We start from the raw sequence: 14681 nt of genomic DNA on the forward strand, positions 1-14681 counted from the left end.
TGCCGCCGCCCGCAAGGGCAAGCACGGCGGACGGCCATGCCGTTAGCCTCGGTCGCATGGTGTTCGACTCCGCTCATTTCGATCTCCAGCCCTATGCCGGTTTCGACATGAATCGATACGTTCGGCGGACGCACTGCAGCTGGGAGCACCTCGGCTGGCAGTCCTTGCTCGCGCAACGGTTCGACCACGTCCCGCTGGTCGAGGCCATGGAGTTGCCGGCCGCGGCGGACTTGCACCTGATACTGCCCGTAGGAGGCCGGACCGTGATGGAGACGCGGATCGGTGGCCGATGGAGCCGCCACACCTGGGTACCGGGGCGGCTCGAACTGGGCGTCCCGGACCGGCCCGCCCTCCGCCGCTATCGCGCGGACGGCCCGTTGCGCAGCGTGCAGGTCCATATCCCGCGCGGCACCGTCGAACGGACCGCGGAGCAGCTGGGTGGCCGCGCGGTGGACTACGCGAGCATGGCGGCGTCCGTGGCCGCCGGCGATCCGCTGATCGAGGAGGCTGTCCGCGCCGTCGCCTCTGCGGACGAGACCGGCGACCTGTACGCCGAGTCCGCGGCCGCCTTCCTGGCCGTGCACCTGCTCACCCGCCATTCCCGGCTACCTGGTCAACGGGCGCCGGTGCGGGAGGACGCACGCGTCCGCGCGGCGATCGCCGTCATGCGTGACCGACTGGCCGAACCGCTCACCCTGGCCGACATCGCGGGCGAGGTGCATCTCAGCGTCTATCACCTCGTCCGCGTGTTCAACCGAGCAACAGGAGAAACGCCCCACCGGTTCCTCACCCGATTGCGGATCGAGAAGGCGCAACGCCTGCTGCGGGATACCGACCTCGCGGTCGCCCAGATCGCGCCGCTCTGCGGTTTCGCCAGTCCCGGTGCTCTGTCGACGGCCTTCCTGCGGCACACGGGCGCTCGTCCCTCGGCATATCGCAATTCCTGACCGCTCTCCCGGCAATCTCAGGCATGGACCGGGGGGTGGTCCGTTTCTAGGGTTTCGTCCATGTCTGGAAACACGGGGAGAACGCCTGAGATCGAGCCCTACCCCATGCACATTCCTGACCGCGACTTGGCGGACCTACGGGCTCGTCTTGACGGGGTTCGGCTTCCCGAGCCAGAAACGGTGCCGGACGCCGCGCAGGGTATCGAGTTGGATCAGCTGAGGATGCTGCTGGACACCTGGCGACGGCACGACTGGCGGGCCAGGGAAGAGCAGTGGAACACGATTCCGCATTACCGCGTGCGCCTCGACGGCCTGCGTATCGCGTTCTGGCACGTGCGCTCGCCCGAGCCCACAGCGCTCCCCTTGTTGCTGACCCACGGCTGGCCGGGCTCCGTCCTCGAATTTGAGAACGTCCTCGGGCCGCTCAGTGATCCGGTCGCCCATGGCGGTTCCGCGAGTGACGCCTTCCACGTCGTCGTCCCGGCCCTGCCAGGGTTCGGGTTCAGCGACCGTCCACGCGAGCGCGGCTGGCACCCCGCCCGTACGGCGCGGGCGTGGGCCGAGCTGATGACCGTGCTCGGCTACGAGCGGTTCGGCGCGCACGGCGGAGACTGGGGCGCGTTCGTCAGCACCGAACTGGCGCGCCTGGTGCCCGAGCGCGTCGCCGGCCTGCACCTGACGATGCCGATCGCCTCTCCCCTGCCGGACGACCGGATCTCGCCGGACCCGGCGGAACAACGCATGCTGGAGCGGCGTGACATTCATCTCGCGGACGGATACGGCTTCGGGATGATCATGGGCACGCGCCCGCAGACGCTCGGCTACTCCCTGCTCGACTCGCCTGCCGGCCTGGCGGCGTGGCTCGGTGAGAAGTTCGCCGCCTACTCCGACACCCGACCGGAGGCCGGCGGCGGGGTGAGCGTGTCGCAACAAGTGGACAACATCGCCCTGTACTGGCTGACCGGGACCGGTGCCTCCAGTGCTCGCTGGTACTGGGAGGCCATGCGGTGGGTACCACGCAGCGCCGAAGAGGAGAACGCACAACCGGTGACGGTGCCCACCGCCTGTTCGCTGTTCCCGGCCGAGCCGTGGCCGACCGCCCGGCGCTGGGCCGAGCGTCGCTACCACGACCTCCGGTCATGGCACGAGCTGGACCGCGGCGGCCACTTCCCCGGTCTGGAACAGCCAGACCTTCTGGTCTCCGAAATCAGGGCCGCATTCCATCACGTACGTCACCATCCCGGCGATCTCACACGGTGAGGGTTTCTCACCCCTCCCTTCCATCGGCAGTCGGGCTCGCCTCCGTCTCCGCCATGACCTGCCACTTTCCCGCCCGAAGGGAAACATCATGACGACCGTCTCCACGTCACCCGCCCGCACCGACGTGGGCGGCCGCGCTCCTCGCCGTCACCTACGCGATCCCGCTCATCGTTTGGCTGACGCGGCCCGACGGCGCGCCGAGCCTGTCCAAGGACATTCACCCCGCCTTCGTCGCTTTGATCGTCGCCGCCTCCGCCGCACTCATCGTGGCCATCCTTCGAGCCCGGCGCTGAAGCAGCGTGCCCGCTTCCCGCGGGTTCGACCACATCGGCGGCCACGGCATCGTCGACTCCTGGCGTCTCCTGCCCCGGCACCCAGGCGTTCAGGCCCGGTTCCTCAGTACTCATCAGGAAGCTCAATGACCATGTCCAGCAACAACCTGTTGAACTCCTCCGGTCGGCAATTCCGGACCCGCGCGCGCATCACCGCGCTCACGATCTCGCTCGCCGCAACCGGCGTACTCGCAGGCAACATCCCCGCCGCGCAGGCCGTCACCGCGCAGCCCCGGGCCACCCACCACGCCGGCGCTCACCACGGTGGTGGACTCCAGTGCCGCGGGAAAGGTGTCGACCCCACCGCGAAGATCCGGTACCGGACTGAGACCTTGATCAAGGCGCCGCTGAGCACCATCTGGAAACTGCAGACCGATGTGGAACGCTGGCCGACCTGGCAGAAGCCCGTGACCAGCATGAAGCGCCTGGACCCGGGCCCGCTCCGCAAGTACTCGCGGTTCCGGTGGACCACCCCGGTGCCCGCCACTCCCGTCAGCCCGCCCACCACGCTGGTCATCACCTCCACCGTCCGCCAACTTCAGCACCACGTGTGCCTCCGCTGGACCGGGCCTGCGATCGGCGAAGGACTGCGCATCGATCGGGGCGTCCACGTCTGGACCTTCACCAAGGTCAAGGGCGGCGTCCTCGTACGCACCGAGGAGACCCATGCCGGCGGCCAGATCGAAACCAACGTGCCCCTCGCCGCCGACTTCCTCGGAAAAGGTCTTGAGGCCTGGCTGAAAGACCTCAAGAACACCGCCGAAGCCCGCGCCGGCGACTAGCCGCGCGCCCCCCGCCGGCCAGCGGCTGATCAAGGCTTGGGCGGTGTCGGGTGGAGGGACGGTGGTCAGAGCCCGGCACGAGCGTCCCGGCTCAGGCCAAGTGCCGCGCCCGGGCCCTCTGCCGCACGAGGGGACGGGCGCTACGCGCTCATAGGCCTTGTCGCCTGACTCGGCGTCAGGGGTGAAACTCTGCCGTCTTGCAGGGTTTGCATGTATGCCGGAGGGCTACTGTTACGGCCCTCCAGTCGGGTCCGTGCGATACGGGGAAAAGTAACCGTGAGTGACAGAGGTTACGTTGGGGGCTGCCGCATGGGCGGCGCTCCCCTGCGCGGAAGCACCCCAGGCCCCTCGCTCGGGCCCTGTGAGCCTTCAAAAACATGACGTTTCTCGGACGCCGACCCGGAACACCGCGGGAGGGGGTCGAACCTTGCTGTAGCCACTGCGTTCGTCCTGGTCGATCTCGGCGGTTGCAACGTTGTCGATCGCGGCTTCTGCACGGCAAGGCTCACTACCGAGCGCGAACACTGAAATTTCCCGCTGAGTTCACCGCTGGCTCCCGCCGTGAGACGGCCGATGTGGATCGGCGTGTATGTGCGTACGCATCCCTTGTGGGTCGAACAGGATAAGAAGCTCGACAAGGCCGCCGTCGGCGCTGCCCAGCCAGTGCGGCAAGGACGTGTCGAACTCGGCTGCCTCACCGGGAGGCAACGTCAGGTCGCGCTCGCCGAGGATGAGCCGCAGGCGTCCGTTGAGCACGTACAGCCATTCGAAGCCGTCGTGGGTCTGCGGGGTCGGTACGAGCGGTTCCAGCCGGGCGGGGATGATCATTTTGAACGCCTGTACCCCGCCCGGTCGCCGGGACAGCGGCACGAAGGTCATCCCGAATCTCCGGATCGGCGTGAGGTGGATCCGGGGGTCGCCGGTGCGCGGGGCGCCTACGAGATCGTCCAGCGGAACGTTGTAAGTACGGGCCAGCGGCAGCAGCAACTCCAGGGTCGCCCGGCGCTGCCCGCTCTCCAGCCGGGACAGGGTGCTCTCCGACACGCCGGTTGTCGTCGCGAGGTCGGCGAGGGTGATGCCGCGGTGACGACGCAGCGCACGAAGTCGCGGCCCCACCGCGTCGAGCACCTCGTCCATTTCGTGGTCCACGAGGCCATCTTGCCAGAACCGCAAGTTTTCGTGCCAGATCGGTGCGCGCCTGGCGAGACTGAGCGGACACGACAGAAGGAGTCTTGATGAACGCCAGCGATGCGGTCATGTTCTGGGACGGCGTGTACGCGGCGCGACCGGCGGCCACCGATCCGCGGCCGAATGTTCGTCTCACCGAGACGGTCACGGGCCTGCCGCCCGGCGACGCGCTGGACCTCGGATGCGGCGTCGGCGGTGACGCGCTGTGGCTCGCCGGACAGGGGTGGCACGTCACCGCCGCCGACATCTCGGCCGTGGCGGTCGAGCGGCTCGCGGCACTCGCCTGCGCACACGGCCTGGGCGATCGCGTGACCGCCGTGCGGCACGACCTACGCAGGTCTTTCCCGCACGGCGAGTTCGACCTGATCTGCGTCCACTACCTGCACACCCCCTTCGACCTGGACAGGGCGGCCGTCCTGCGCTCGGCCGCGCACGCGTTGCGCCCGGATGGGCGGCTGCTGATTGTCGACCACGGCTCGACCGCGCCGTGGTCGTGGAGCCAGGATCCCGACGTCCGGTACCCGAGCCCGAGGGAGGTCGCGGCGGGTATCGATCTGGACGCGGCGACGTGGATGGTCGAGCGAGCCGACGCACCCCGCAGGATCGCGACCGGGCCGGGCGGGCGCACCGCCGAGGTCACCGACCACGTGCTGCTCATCCGCCGCAGCGCCTGACACGGCGAACAGCGCCGCGCCCCACCCCACGAAGAGAGGAGACCACTATGCCTAACACCGTGCGCCGCCGCCGCGACACTCCGCCGCCCCGGACCGGGAGCAGCGAGGCTGAGGTCCTACGTGGATTCCTCGGCTACCTCCGGGCCTCGGTCGCCGCGAAGGTCGACGGTGCGCCCGAACCGGAGGTGCGAACGGCCGCGGTGCCGTCGGGCACGAACCTGCTCGGCCTGCTCAACCACCTGACTTTCGTCGAACGCTCGGTGTTCCTCGGGGACAACGTCACCGACTGGCCGGCGACGTTCCAGGCCGCACCAGAGGACAGCGTGGCCGATGTCGTCGCCCGCTACCGCGAGACGGTCGAGCGCGCGAACGACGTGCTCGACGGGTGCACCGATCTCGGCGCACCGCTCCCTCGACCTCGACCGAACCGCCCCGCTCCCAGCATCCGCTGGGCACTCACCCACATGATCGAGGAGACCGGCCGCCACGCGGGCCACGCGGACATCCTCCGCGAACTGATCGACGGCACGACCGGACGCTGACCCCACCACCTTCTCCAGGACAGGAACACATGATGACTGCAACCCGGCCGTTGTCGCGCCGCTTCCTCCAATCCGCGCGCACGGTGGCCGTCACGCTCACCCTCCTGCTCACGATGGGCACCGCAGCCTGTTCCACGCCGACTGCCGGCGACGTTCCCCCCTACGCCGTCGCCACCCAGGACGATCCCCAGTTCGAGAACACCTTCCGACACGGGTTCGCCGACGTCGACGGCGTCCGTATGCACTACGTGACCGGTGGCAGCGGCACGCCAGTAGTGCTGATACACGGTTGGCCACAGACCTGGTACGGCTGGTGGCCGATCATGCCAGCACTCGCCAAGGACCACACCGTCTACGCTGTCGACCTTCCCGGACTGGGCGACAGCACCGGCTCACCGACCGGCTACGACAAAGCCACTCTGGCGCGGTACGTGCACACGCTGATCGCCGATCGGCTCGGGGTGCGTGACGCCCGCGTCGTCGGGCACGATTTCGGCGCCGCAGTAGCATTCCAGTACGCCAGCCAATTCCCCGACGACACCACCCGCCTCGGCTACTTCGACCTGCCGCTACCTGGGCCCGCGATCGATGCATCCACGTACCGCTCACTGAGCTGGCACATCGCCTTCCACTCCCAGCGACGGGTCCCCGAGGCGGTCGTAGGCGACGACGTCCGCGAGTACCTGGCACTGTTCTACCCCCAGGTCTCGTTCGGCGGAACGGCGTTCGGTGGCACCTCAGATCGGTCCCCGTTCACCGACACCGAGATCAACGAGTACGCACGGACCTACAGCCGGCCAGAGGTCCTGTCGGGCGGCTTCGAGCTCTACCGCGCCCTCGACAAAGACGTCCGCGACACCGCGGCAGCGGCACCGGTACATGTCCCGACCCTGCTCATGACCGCCCAGGGGCAGCTCGACGCGATCCGAGCCACAGTGGCCCCGCGCATGACCAAGATCGTGCGCGCGGTGGACGTGCCGCACGCAGGGCACTGGCTCGTCGAGGAGAACCCTCGGTTCGTCACTGCGGAGCTAGTGCGTTTCCTTGACGGGAACAGTTGGCAGAGGAGTGTGCCCGGCTCGGGTCACCGCAAGTGATCCCTCATGCTCGGCTGCTCCCACCTCGGGTCGGACGGTGTCACGACAAACAGCGCCGGTGCTCGTCCAGCGATGGAGGATCGTCAGCTGTTGGCCCGAGCTCGTGCTTGCGTCTGGGCCAGGCGGTAGGAGTCAGTGCCGGTCTCAATGATGTTGCCGCCGCACGGCCGCGGCGGCCGGCAGCCCGCGCACCGGCCCAGGGCTGAGGGAGGCACCCAGCAGGACCCTCGGGACATGGGTGAGGGGCGACAGGTCAAGCAGCCACTCGCTCACCTGCCCGAACTCGAAGGCCGGCTCCAGCAGCAGGAAGACCGCCAATGCCGTCCAAGCCGCCGCGACCGCCACCCGGGGGAACAGGCCGAAGAGCATCAGCGCGATGCCGGCCATCACCCAGACCGCGGGCAGCCAGGTCAGGGCCGCGCCGAGGATCGGCAGCAGGCGACCGGGTGCCGAGGTAGCGCCTCACACGGTGACGACGACCCTGCCCGCCGCGCGTCGCTCGCGCAGGTGGCGGAAGGCCTCGGGGGCGTCGTCCAGCGGGAAGGTCCCGCCGACGATCGGCGTGACCACGCCCGCCTCGATGAGCTCCCCCAGGTGCCGCAGGTCGCCCTCGCCCGGCTTCGACAGCAGCCCCCGCAGGTTCTGGCGCACGAAGGGCGACATCAGCTGTGCTCTCAGCTGGCGGTCCGCGCCCTGCAACCACTTCCCGCCGCCTTCGCCGCCGACGATGACGAGGGCGCCCCGAGGCGTGAGGGCGCGCCTGAGGCGCGACAGCGAACGGTTGCCCGCGATGTCGAGGACGAGGTCGTAGCGGCGCGTCCCGTCGGTGACGTCCTCGCGCGTGTAGTCGACGACGTCGTCCGCGCCGATCGAGCGGACCAGGTCCGCGTTCCTCGTGCCGCATACGCCGGTGACGTGCGCGCCCGAGGCCTTGGCCAGTTGCACCGCGAACGTGCCGACGCTCCCGCTCGCACCGATGACCAGCACCTTCCTCCCCTCGCCCGGCTGTCCTCCGGCGCGCAGGGCGTGGAGGGCGGCGCAGGCGCTGCCGGGGACCGCCGCCGCCTGCTCGAAGGTGACGTTGGCCGGTTTGGGCTCCAGCCGGTCCTGCCTGGTGGACGCGTATGCGGCGAAGGAGCCGTCGCACGAGCCGAACACCTCGTCGCCGGGACGGAACCTGGTCACGTTCGCCCCGACCGCCTCCACCGTCCCCGCCAGGTCCAGCCCCACGACGCGGACCTTCGGCCTGCGCAGTCCGAACCCGCCGAGACGCACCGCGTACGGCAGGCCCGTGACGAGGTGCCAGACGCCGTGGTCGACGCCGGCCGCGCGCACCCGCACGAGCACGTCGTCGGCCCCCGCCACCGGTTCGTCGACGTCCGCGAGCTTCAGCTCGTCGGGTGAACAGTAGGTGTCGCGAACCATCGCCTTCATCGTCGTCACATCTCTTTCGTCGTCGTCGGTCCCGCATCGTTGCCGGGGTACTGGAAGACCTCGTCGAGGGGGACCCCGAACACCCCGGCGATCTGGAACGCCATCTCCAGCGAAGGCGAGTAGCGGCCCTTCTCGATGGCGATGACGGTCTGGCGGGTCACGCCGAGGCGATCGGCCAGGTCCGCCTGCGTCATCTCGCCGTGCGCGAACCGGAGGGCGCGGATCGTATTGGTGATCCTGGTGGGCTTGACCATGGTCAGAAGCCCCGGCGGTACGCGACGATCTTCACGACCGACGAGGTGAACGCCGACAGCACGAACGCCAGGTAGAGCGCGTTGGCGATCCAGAAGTGGGCCACGCCGGCCAGCGTCAGGCCGAGCGCCGTCATCGCGCCGACGGCCAGGACGTAGTACTCGACGTGCTGGCCGTACCGGTTGATGTGCGCGTCGCGCTCGTCCTTCTTGTTCGCCTCCCTCGGCGCGGCGAACGCGGCCACGACGACGCCGGCGAGGTTCGCGGCGATCGCGACGCCGATGGCGATGAGCATCGGCCGTACGTAGCCGATCTGGGTGACCTCCGTCGTCGGGAGCTGTCCGAGAACGATCAGGAAGTAGACGACGGGGACGCCGAGCGCGACCAGGGCGTAGATCCACACGCGTTTCTCTTCGAACGACATACGCGCTCCTATGTAAAACAAAGTAGACACGATGAAACGTAAAGCAGAGCCGACACTAAGTCAATGATTCTTAACATCGCTAGCTGTAGCGGCGCCGGCCCCAGGGCGTCCAGGGTCCGGTTTGGGGGTCTGAGCCCGCGGGCAGCGACTGATTCATGCCACTGTGGTTGCAGGCCGGCGGCTGGGGTCTCCTGGCCGGCTCCGCGCTGGTGCTGGGCGCCCTCGCGGGCTACGTGGCGCGCCTGCCACCGCGGCTCGTCGCCTCCGTCATGGCGTTCGGAGCAGGCGTGCTGCTGTCCGCGGTCTCGTTCGAGCTGATCGCCGAAGCGCACGACCGGGCCGGACTCGCGCCCACGGCGGCGGGCGCCCTCTGCGGAGCGGTGATCTACACCGGCTGCAACATCGCGCTGGCCCGCCGTGGCGCCCGGCATCGCAAGCGCTCGGGCGGCGGCCGGCAGCCGTCGGAGGCGCAGCAGAGTGGGTCGGGCCAGGCCATCGCCGTCGGCGCCCTGCTCGACGGCGTGCCGGAGTCGATCGTGATCGGCGTCAGCCTGCTCGGCGGCGGAGCCGTGAGTGCGGTCACCGTGGCGGCGGTGTTCATCAGCAACGTGCCGGAGGGCCTGTCCAGCGCGGCCGGCATGCGCGCCGCGGGCCGCTCCCCGCGCTACGTCTTCGGGCTGTGGGGCGGGATCGCGGTCGTCAGCGGCCTGGCGTCGCTGGCCGGCTACACGCTGCTCGGCGACGCCCCGCAGGTGATACTGGCCGCCATCACGGCCCTGGCCGGCGGCGCTATCCTCACGATGATCGCCGACACCATGATTCCCGAGGCGTTCGAGGACGCGCACCTGCTGACCGGGCTCGTCACGGTGTCCGGCTTCCTGCTCGCCTTCGGCGTCTCACAAGCCGGCGGCTGAGCCACCGACCGAGAGGTGGTGGGCCCGTTTGACCTGATCGACAAGAACTCCCCACCTGGGAACTGCACCGGGCGCACGCGCCGGAACGGCTGGAGGGGTTCGACGCGGGTTCCCCGGCGTCAGCCGGCGACCGGGGAGGCGATGACGACCGTGACGTCGGCGGGGATGTCGCCGGTGCGGTAGGAGTGCGGGGCGTCGCCGGCGAAGGCGAGCATGTCTCCGGGCGCCAGGTGGCGTGGATCGTCGGCGGGGCCGGCGACGAGGCGGCCGGACGCGACCAGGAGGTGCTCGATCGTGCCCGGCGCGTGCGGGACGCCGTCGACGGTGGTGTTCACCGGTAGGCGCAGCCGCCAGATCTCCAGGCTGTGGCCGCCGCTGATCCGGCGCAGCAACTCCCGCGTGGGGTCCTCCTCGGCGGCGGTGGTCGACGGGAGGTGCACGGTGGCAGGGTCGCCGTGGCGGGTGAGCAGGTCTGTGAGCGGGATGGCCAGGGCGACGGCGATGGCGTCCAGGGTGTCGATCGTGGGGTTGCCCATGCCTGCCTCCAGCTGGGACAGCGTCGCCTTGCTCAACCCGGTCCGCCGGGCCAGCTCGGCCTGGCTCATTCCGCGCTGCCGGCGGCGACGCTGGATCTGGGCTCCGGCCGCCGCGGCGGCGCTGCTGGCGGGACGGCGGTCGCGGTCGGGGGCGCTCACCGGGGCTGCCTGTGGGAGGCGGAGTAGGAGACGCGGACACGGCCCTTCTTCAGCTTCACCGCGGGAATCGTCACGTGCTCCAGTTCGGCGAGGCTGCGCACGTGCGTGCCGCCGCACGGCGCGGCGTGCAGGTCGCCCAGCCGTACGACCCGGCGCCCCTCGCCGTCGTGGTCCGCGGTGACCGGAAGGTCGTCGGCGATCGCCAGGTCCACGAACGAGCGCAGCCGGTCGGTGGCCTTGTCCCGCTCCTCGACCTCGGCCAGGTGCGCACCGGCCTCGGGCGGGGTGAACTCGATGCGGGCCTGGTCAGGGAAGTGGTTGTTGGCGGCCAGTGTCCAGCCTTCGCCCCGGCCCGCCGCTTCGACGAGGTGGCCGGCGGTGTGGAGCGCGGCGTGGAGCCGGCGCAGACCGGTGTCGACGCGCGCGTGGACGGCATCGCCCTCGGCCAGGCCGTCCAACCCGCCGCCCTGGCGGGCATGGAGCACCACCAGGCCGCTCGCGGCATGGCGTACCGGGACGACCTCGCACGCGCCCAGCCAGCCGCGGTCCGCGGGCTGGCCGCCGCCTTGGGGGTGGAAGATGCTGTGCCGCACCGCGACCCACACGCCGCCGGCGTCGTCCCGCCCGGCCGCGACCACGTTGGTGACGACGTCGGTGAGATAGGTGTCCTGCAGGTAGAGAGCGGCCTGCCCACTTCCAGCCGCACTGCTGTGATGAACCATACGTTCATCTTATCGAACGCCTTGGATAGCATTCGCGTATGGAGACGACCTGGAACGGCGCGGCGGTCACCTTCCACCGCGCATCGGCCGCCGATGCCGCCGAGGTGCTGGACGTGCTCGACGAGGCGGCGGCCTGGCTGCGTCGGCGCGGCATCACCCAGTGGCCGGAGCGCTTCGAGAGCTCCTGGATCGAAGGCGCGATCGAGCGTGGCGAGACCTGGCTCGCCCGCGTCGGCACCGCGACCGCCGGCACACTCACCCTCGACTGGGCAGACCCCCTGTGGGCCGACGCCGGCGGGGCCGCCGGCTACGTCCACCGGATGGCGGTCCGCCGCCAGGCGGCAGGTCTGGGCGCGCTCCTCCTCGACTGGTCAGCGGACACCGCACGGTGCAACGGCCGGCACCTCCTGCGACTCGACTGCGTGGCGGCCAACGCCGGACTCCGCGCCTACTACGAGGCGCGCGGCTTCCTTCACCGAGGAGACGCGCCCGTGGGCGGGGCCCCCGGGCAGCGCCGCGACGACGGCCCCCGCACCTACGTCAGCCGCTATGAACTCACACTCCCGCCCGGGCCCGAATCCGCCGCACTTCCGAGATGACGCACGGATCCCTTTCGAAAGAACCCTCAATCGCTTCCGCCGTCCCGGCGCCCGCCCGCCTGCGACATCGTTCTGGGCGAGTACACCGCCGTGCGGGCAAAAGGAGTTGCCCCGGCCGGGCCGATCCCGGACGATCCCTCCCGTGACCATCGAGCGCTCGCCCGCCGCCTCCCGCCCCCTCGCGCTGGGGACCGGCGTGGGCCGTACCGTCGGCATCGGCGCGGGCATCGCCCGCCGGCTGGCCGCGTCGGGCTGGGACATCGCCCACACCTACTGGACCCCCTACGACGCGCGCATGAGCTGGGGCGTCGAGTCAGGGGCGAGCGCCGCGATCGAGAGAGACCTCGCCCGGCACGGCGCGGCCACCGCGTCGATCGAGGCGGACCTCGCCGACCCCGGCACTCCCGCGCGGATCTTCGACGAGGCCGAACGCCTGCTCGGTGCCGTCACCGCGCTCGTGATGTGCCACTGCGAGTCGGTCGACTCGGGCCTGCTCAACACCACGGTGGAGAGCTTCGACCGGCACTTCGCGGTCAACGCCCGCGCCACCTGGCTGCTGATCCGTGAGTACGGCACGCGCTACTCCGGCGCCCACGGCAGCGGCCGGATCATCAGCCTCACCAGCGACCACACGGTCGGCAACCTGCCGTACGGCGCGAGCAAGGGCGCGCTGGACCGCATCACCCTGGCCGCCGCCCGCGAGCTGGCCCACCTCGGCGTCACCGCCAACGTCGTCAACCCCGGACCGGTGGACACCGGCTGGATGTCCGACGAGCTGCGGGCCACCTGCGTCAGCCAGACGCCGCTCGGCCGCCTCGGCACGCCGCAGGACACCGCGCACCTCGTGGACTTCCTCTGCTCGCCGGAGGGTCAGTGGATCAACGGTCAACTGCTGATGAGCAACGGCGGGCTCGCCTAGACGAGAGCTCTGCCGGCCGCGCGATGCTCGCTCGGCCTCATGCCGAGGACGCGCTTGAAGGCGACGCTCAGCGCATACGCGTTGGAGTAGCCGACCCGGTGCGCGATGGCCTCGACGGTGGCGTCGGACGAGGCCAGCAGGTCGCACGCCTGGCAGAGCCGCCACTCGGTCAGGTAGGTCATGGGCGGCTGGCCCACCAGCTCGGCGAAGCGCTGGGCGAACGTCGCCCGCGACGCGCCCGCCTTCCGGGCCAGCTCCGCGACGGTCCACGGGTGCGCCGGGTTCTCGTGGATGAGCCGCAGGGCGCGGCCGACCAGTGGATCACCGTGCGCCTGGTACCAGGCGGGGGCGGCGGACTCCGGGCGATCGAACCACTCCCGCAGGCTGGCCACCAGCAGCAGGTCGAGCAGCCGGTCGAGGACCGCCTGCCGGCCGGGCTTGTCCCTGCGGATCTCGCCGACGATCATGTTCAGCGCCGGGCAGCCGTCGGGCCCCGCGGGGACCAGCGCGATCCGGGGCAGCGCGTCGAGCACCCGCCGCGAGACGCTGCCGCGCACCTGGTAGGTGCCCTTGAGCAGCACCGTGGAGGTGTCGAGGTCGCCCTCGTAGCCGCACATCGCCAGGCCCTCCGCGGCCTGCCCGTCGGGGGTCGTGCACCGCTCGGCGTCATGGACGACGGCCAGGGGCGGGGTGCTGGGGGCGTCGGCCACCGTGTACGGCTCAGGCCCCAGGACGAGCGCGACGTCCTGGGTCCGCAGCAGGACGGGCTCGCCGCCGTCGGGTGTCACCCACGCTTCGCCGCTCAGCATCGTGAGCAGGGTCAGCGGCGTGTCCTCGACGAAGCGCAGCGACCACGGCGGCCGCACGATCGACTGGTCGAACAGCGCCCCAGCGGGCCGGACGTCGTGCAGCAGGCTCGACAGCGCGTCTTCCACCCTCGGGATTCTAGACGCTCGAACATCTGACTCAGCTCTTCAGCCATTCATCGTCCGGAGCTCTGCCGGTTGACTGACTCCATGACAGAGATTCTGGTTGTGGGCGGCACGGGCAAGACCGGCCGCAGAGTGGCCGCCGGGCTGCGCGAGCGCGGCTTCACCCCCCGAGTAGCGTCCCGATCGAGCGCGCGGCGGTTCGACTGGGCGGACGAGCGGACGTGGCTCCCCGCGCTGTCCGGCGTCGGCGCGGCGTACCTGGTCGGCCCCCAGGGCGGAAACGCGGCCGAGCGGCTGCGGCCGTTCGCCGAGCTGGCGGTGGCGCACGGTGTCGAACGGCTGGTCCTGCTGTCCGCGAGGGCGTGGGCCGAGCTCGACGACGCTGCGGGGCTCGCCGCCGAGCAGGCGGTGCGGGAGTCGGGAGCGGCGTGGACGATCCTGCGTCCGACCTGGTTCGCGCAGAACTTCAGCGAGGACCGGCTGCTCGTGGATGCGGTGGCCGAAGGGGAGGTACGGCTGGCCACGGGCGAGGGACGCGAGCCGTTCGTGGACCTGGAGGACGTCGCAGAGGTCGCGGTCGCGGCGATGACCAAGCCCGGCCACGACGGGCAGGTCTACGAGCTGTCCGGGCCCGACGCGCTCACCTGGGGCGAGGCCGTGGACGAGATCGCGCGGGCGGCCGGCCGGCCCCTCCGGTTCACTGCCGTCAGCGGCGAGCGCAACCGGGAGGAGCTCGTGGCCCGCGGCTACCCGGCGGAGTTCGCGGCGGCGGTCGTCGCCCTGTTCGAGCACATCGGGCAGGGGCGCAGCCCCGGCCGCTCCGACGGGGTGCGAAGGGCGCTCGGCCGCGAGCCGGGCAGCTTCCGCGCCTACGCCCAGCGGACGGCCCGGTTCTGGCGTGACCAGGGCCGTGGACCGGCCACGGAGCGGGGAGGCGACTAGCGCCACCGATGGTGGCCGACGCTCTC

18 protein-coding genes are annotated in these 14681 nt (G+C 70.7%); 10 read left to right on the top strand and 8 right to left on the bottom strand.

Annotated features, from left to right (window positions below):
- The first annotated feature begins 56 nt into the window (after positions 1 to 56).
- The 3 genes from H4W81_RS14865 to H4W81_RS14875 all read left to right on the top strand — a co-directional run bounded on the left by H4W81_RS14865 (position 57) and on the right by H4W81_RS14875 (position 3321).
- Positions 57 to 947 (top strand): AraC family transcriptional regulator, encoded by an 891-nt coding sequence (locus H4W81_RS14865; RefSeq protein WP_192775349.1) that lies wholly within the window; start codon positions 57 to 59, stop codon positions 945 to 947.
- Between the two features lie 60 nt (positions 948 to 1007).
- Complete coding sequence (locus H4W81_RS14870) at positions 1008 to 2207, top strand: epoxide hydrolase family protein (RefSeq protein WP_192775350.1); 1200 nt, start codon at positions 1008 to 1010, stop codon at positions 2205 to 2207.
- 418 nt (positions 2208 to 2625) lie between these two features.
- Positions 2626 to 3321: an SRPBCC family protein gene (locus H4W81_RS14875; RefSeq protein ID WP_192775351.1), complete on the top strand. Its 696-nt coding sequence runs from the start codon at positions 2626 to 2628 to the stop codon at positions 3319 to 3321.
- 543 nt (positions 3322 to 3864) lie between these two features.
- On the opposite strand, the gene H4W81_RS14880 is transcribed toward H4W81_RS14875, so the two are convergent.
- Positions 3865 to 4458 carry a helix-turn-helix domain-containing protein gene (locus H4W81_RS14880; RefSeq protein WP_225958628.1) on the bottom strand — a complete coding sequence of 198 codons (594 nt, stop codon included), beginning with the start codon at positions 4456 to 4458 and terminating at the stop codon, positions 3865 to 3867.
- 98 nt (positions 4459 to 4556) lie between these two features.
- Between H4W81_RS14880 and H4W81_RS14885 the strand changes: the two genes are divergently transcribed.
- The 3 genes from H4W81_RS14885 to H4W81_RS14895 are packed head-to-tail and all read left to right on the top strand — an operon-like array spanning position 4557 to position 6822.
- On the top strand, positions 4557 to 5183 hold the full coding sequence (locus H4W81_RS14885) for an SAM-dependent methyltransferase (RefSeq protein ID WP_192775353.1): 627 nt from the start codon (positions 4557 to 4559) through the stop codon (positions 5181 to 5183).
- Positions 5184 to 5230: 47 nt separating this feature from the next.
- Complete coding sequence (locus H4W81_RS14890; RefSeq protein WP_192775354.1) at positions 5231 to 5725, top strand: DinB family protein; 495 nt, start codon at positions 5231 to 5233, stop codon at positions 5723 to 5725.
- 29 nt (positions 5726 to 5754) lie between these two features.
- Entirely contained in the window at positions 5755 to 6822 is a 1068-nt protein-coding gene (locus H4W81_RS14895; RefSeq protein ID WP_192775355.1) for an alpha/beta fold hydrolase, read from the top strand.
- Positions 6823 to 6966: 144 nt separating this feature from the next.
- Here H4W81_RS14895 and H4W81_RS14900 read toward each other — a convergent pair whose 3' ends face one another.
- The 4 genes from H4W81_RS14900 to H4W81_RS14915 all read right to left on the bottom strand — a co-directional run bounded on the left by H4W81_RS14900 (position 6967) and on the right by H4W81_RS14915 (position 8932).
- On the bottom strand, positions 6967 to 7209 hold the full coding sequence (locus tag H4W81_RS14900; protein WP_192775356.1) for a hypothetical protein: 243 nt from the start codon (positions 7207 to 7209) through the stop codon (positions 6967 to 6969).
- A gap of 75 nt (positions 7210 to 7284) precedes the next feature.
- Positions 7285 to 8256, bottom strand: coding sequence for an NAD(P)-dependent alcohol dehydrogenase (locus tag H4W81_RS14905; protein WP_192775357.1), 972 nt, complete (start codon positions 8254 to 8256; stop codon positions 7285 to 7287).
- A gap of 5 nt (positions 8257 to 8261) precedes the next feature.
- Positions 8262 to 8510: a helix-turn-helix domain-containing protein gene (locus H4W81_RS14910; protein ID WP_192775358.1), complete on the bottom strand. Its 249-nt coding sequence runs from the start codon at positions 8508 to 8510 to the stop codon at positions 8262 to 8264.
- 2 nt (positions 8511 to 8512) lie between these two features.
- Positions 8513 to 8932 (bottom strand): hypothetical protein, encoded by a 420-nt coding sequence (locus H4W81_RS14915; protein ID WP_192775359.1) that lies wholly within the window; start codon positions 8930 to 8932, stop codon positions 8513 to 8515.
- 155 nt (positions 8933 to 9087) lie between these two features.
- Between H4W81_RS14915 and H4W81_RS14920 the strand changes: the two genes are divergently transcribed.
- A complete protein-coding gene (locus tag H4W81_RS14920; protein WP_192775360.1) occupies positions 9088 to 9846 on the top strand; it encodes a ZIP family metal transporter in 759 nt (252 codons plus the stop codon).
- A 119-nt stretch (positions 9847 to 9965) separates the two neighbouring features.
- On the opposite strand, the gene H4W81_RS14925 is transcribed toward H4W81_RS14920, so the two are convergent.
- Together H4W81_RS14925 and H4W81_RS14930 are read right to left on the bottom strand one after the other, a co-directional pair.
- Positions 9966 to 10541, bottom strand: a complete 576-nt coding sequence (locus tag H4W81_RS14925) for a helix-turn-helix domain-containing protein (protein WP_318781747.1) — start codon at positions 10539 to 10541, stop codon at positions 9966 to 9968.
- Positions 10538 to 11263, bottom strand: coding sequence for an alanyl-tRNA editing protein (locus H4W81_RS14930; RefSeq protein WP_192775361.1), 726 nt, complete (start codon positions 11261 to 11263; stop codon positions 10538 to 10540). The genes H4W81_RS14925 and H4W81_RS14930 overlap by 4 nt, the downstream gene beginning before the upstream one ends.
- A gap of 38 nt (positions 11264 to 11301) precedes the next feature.
- Between H4W81_RS14930 and H4W81_RS14935 the strand changes: the two genes are divergently transcribed.
- Positions 11302 to 11862 (top strand): GNAT family N-acetyltransferase, encoded by a 561-nt coding sequence (locus tag H4W81_RS14935; protein ID WP_192775362.1) that lies wholly within the window; start codon positions 11302 to 11304, stop codon positions 11860 to 11862.
- 142 nt (positions 11863 to 12004) lie between these two features.
- Complete coding sequence (locus tag H4W81_RS14940) at positions 12005 to 12781, top strand: SDR family oxidoreductase (protein ID WP_192775363.1); 777 nt, start codon at positions 12005 to 12007, stop codon at positions 12779 to 12781.
- Here H4W81_RS14940 and H4W81_RS14945 read toward each other — a convergent pair.
- Complete coding sequence (locus tag H4W81_RS14945) at positions 12778 to 13716, bottom strand: AraC family transcriptional regulator (protein WP_318781748.1); 939 nt, start codon at positions 13714 to 13716, stop codon at positions 12778 to 12780. The genes H4W81_RS14940 and H4W81_RS14945 overlap by 4 nt on opposite strands.
- A gap of 81 nt (positions 13717 to 13797) precedes the next feature.
- Here H4W81_RS14945 and H4W81_RS14950 point away from each other — a divergent pair, with 81 nt between their 5' ends.
- The gene (locus H4W81_RS14950; RefSeq protein ID WP_192775364.1) at positions 13798 to 14655 is read left to right on the top strand and encodes an NAD(P)H-binding protein; all 858 of its coding nucleotides are present in this window, start codon (positions 13798 to 13800) and stop codon (positions 14653 to 14655) included.
- The last annotated feature ends 26 nt before the right edge of the window (positions 14656 to 14681 follow it).

Source organism: Nonomuraea africana (assembly GCF_014873535.1).
Lineage (GTDB): Bacteria > Actinomycetota > Actinomycetes > Streptosporangiales > Streptosporangiaceae > Nonomuraea > Nonomuraea africana.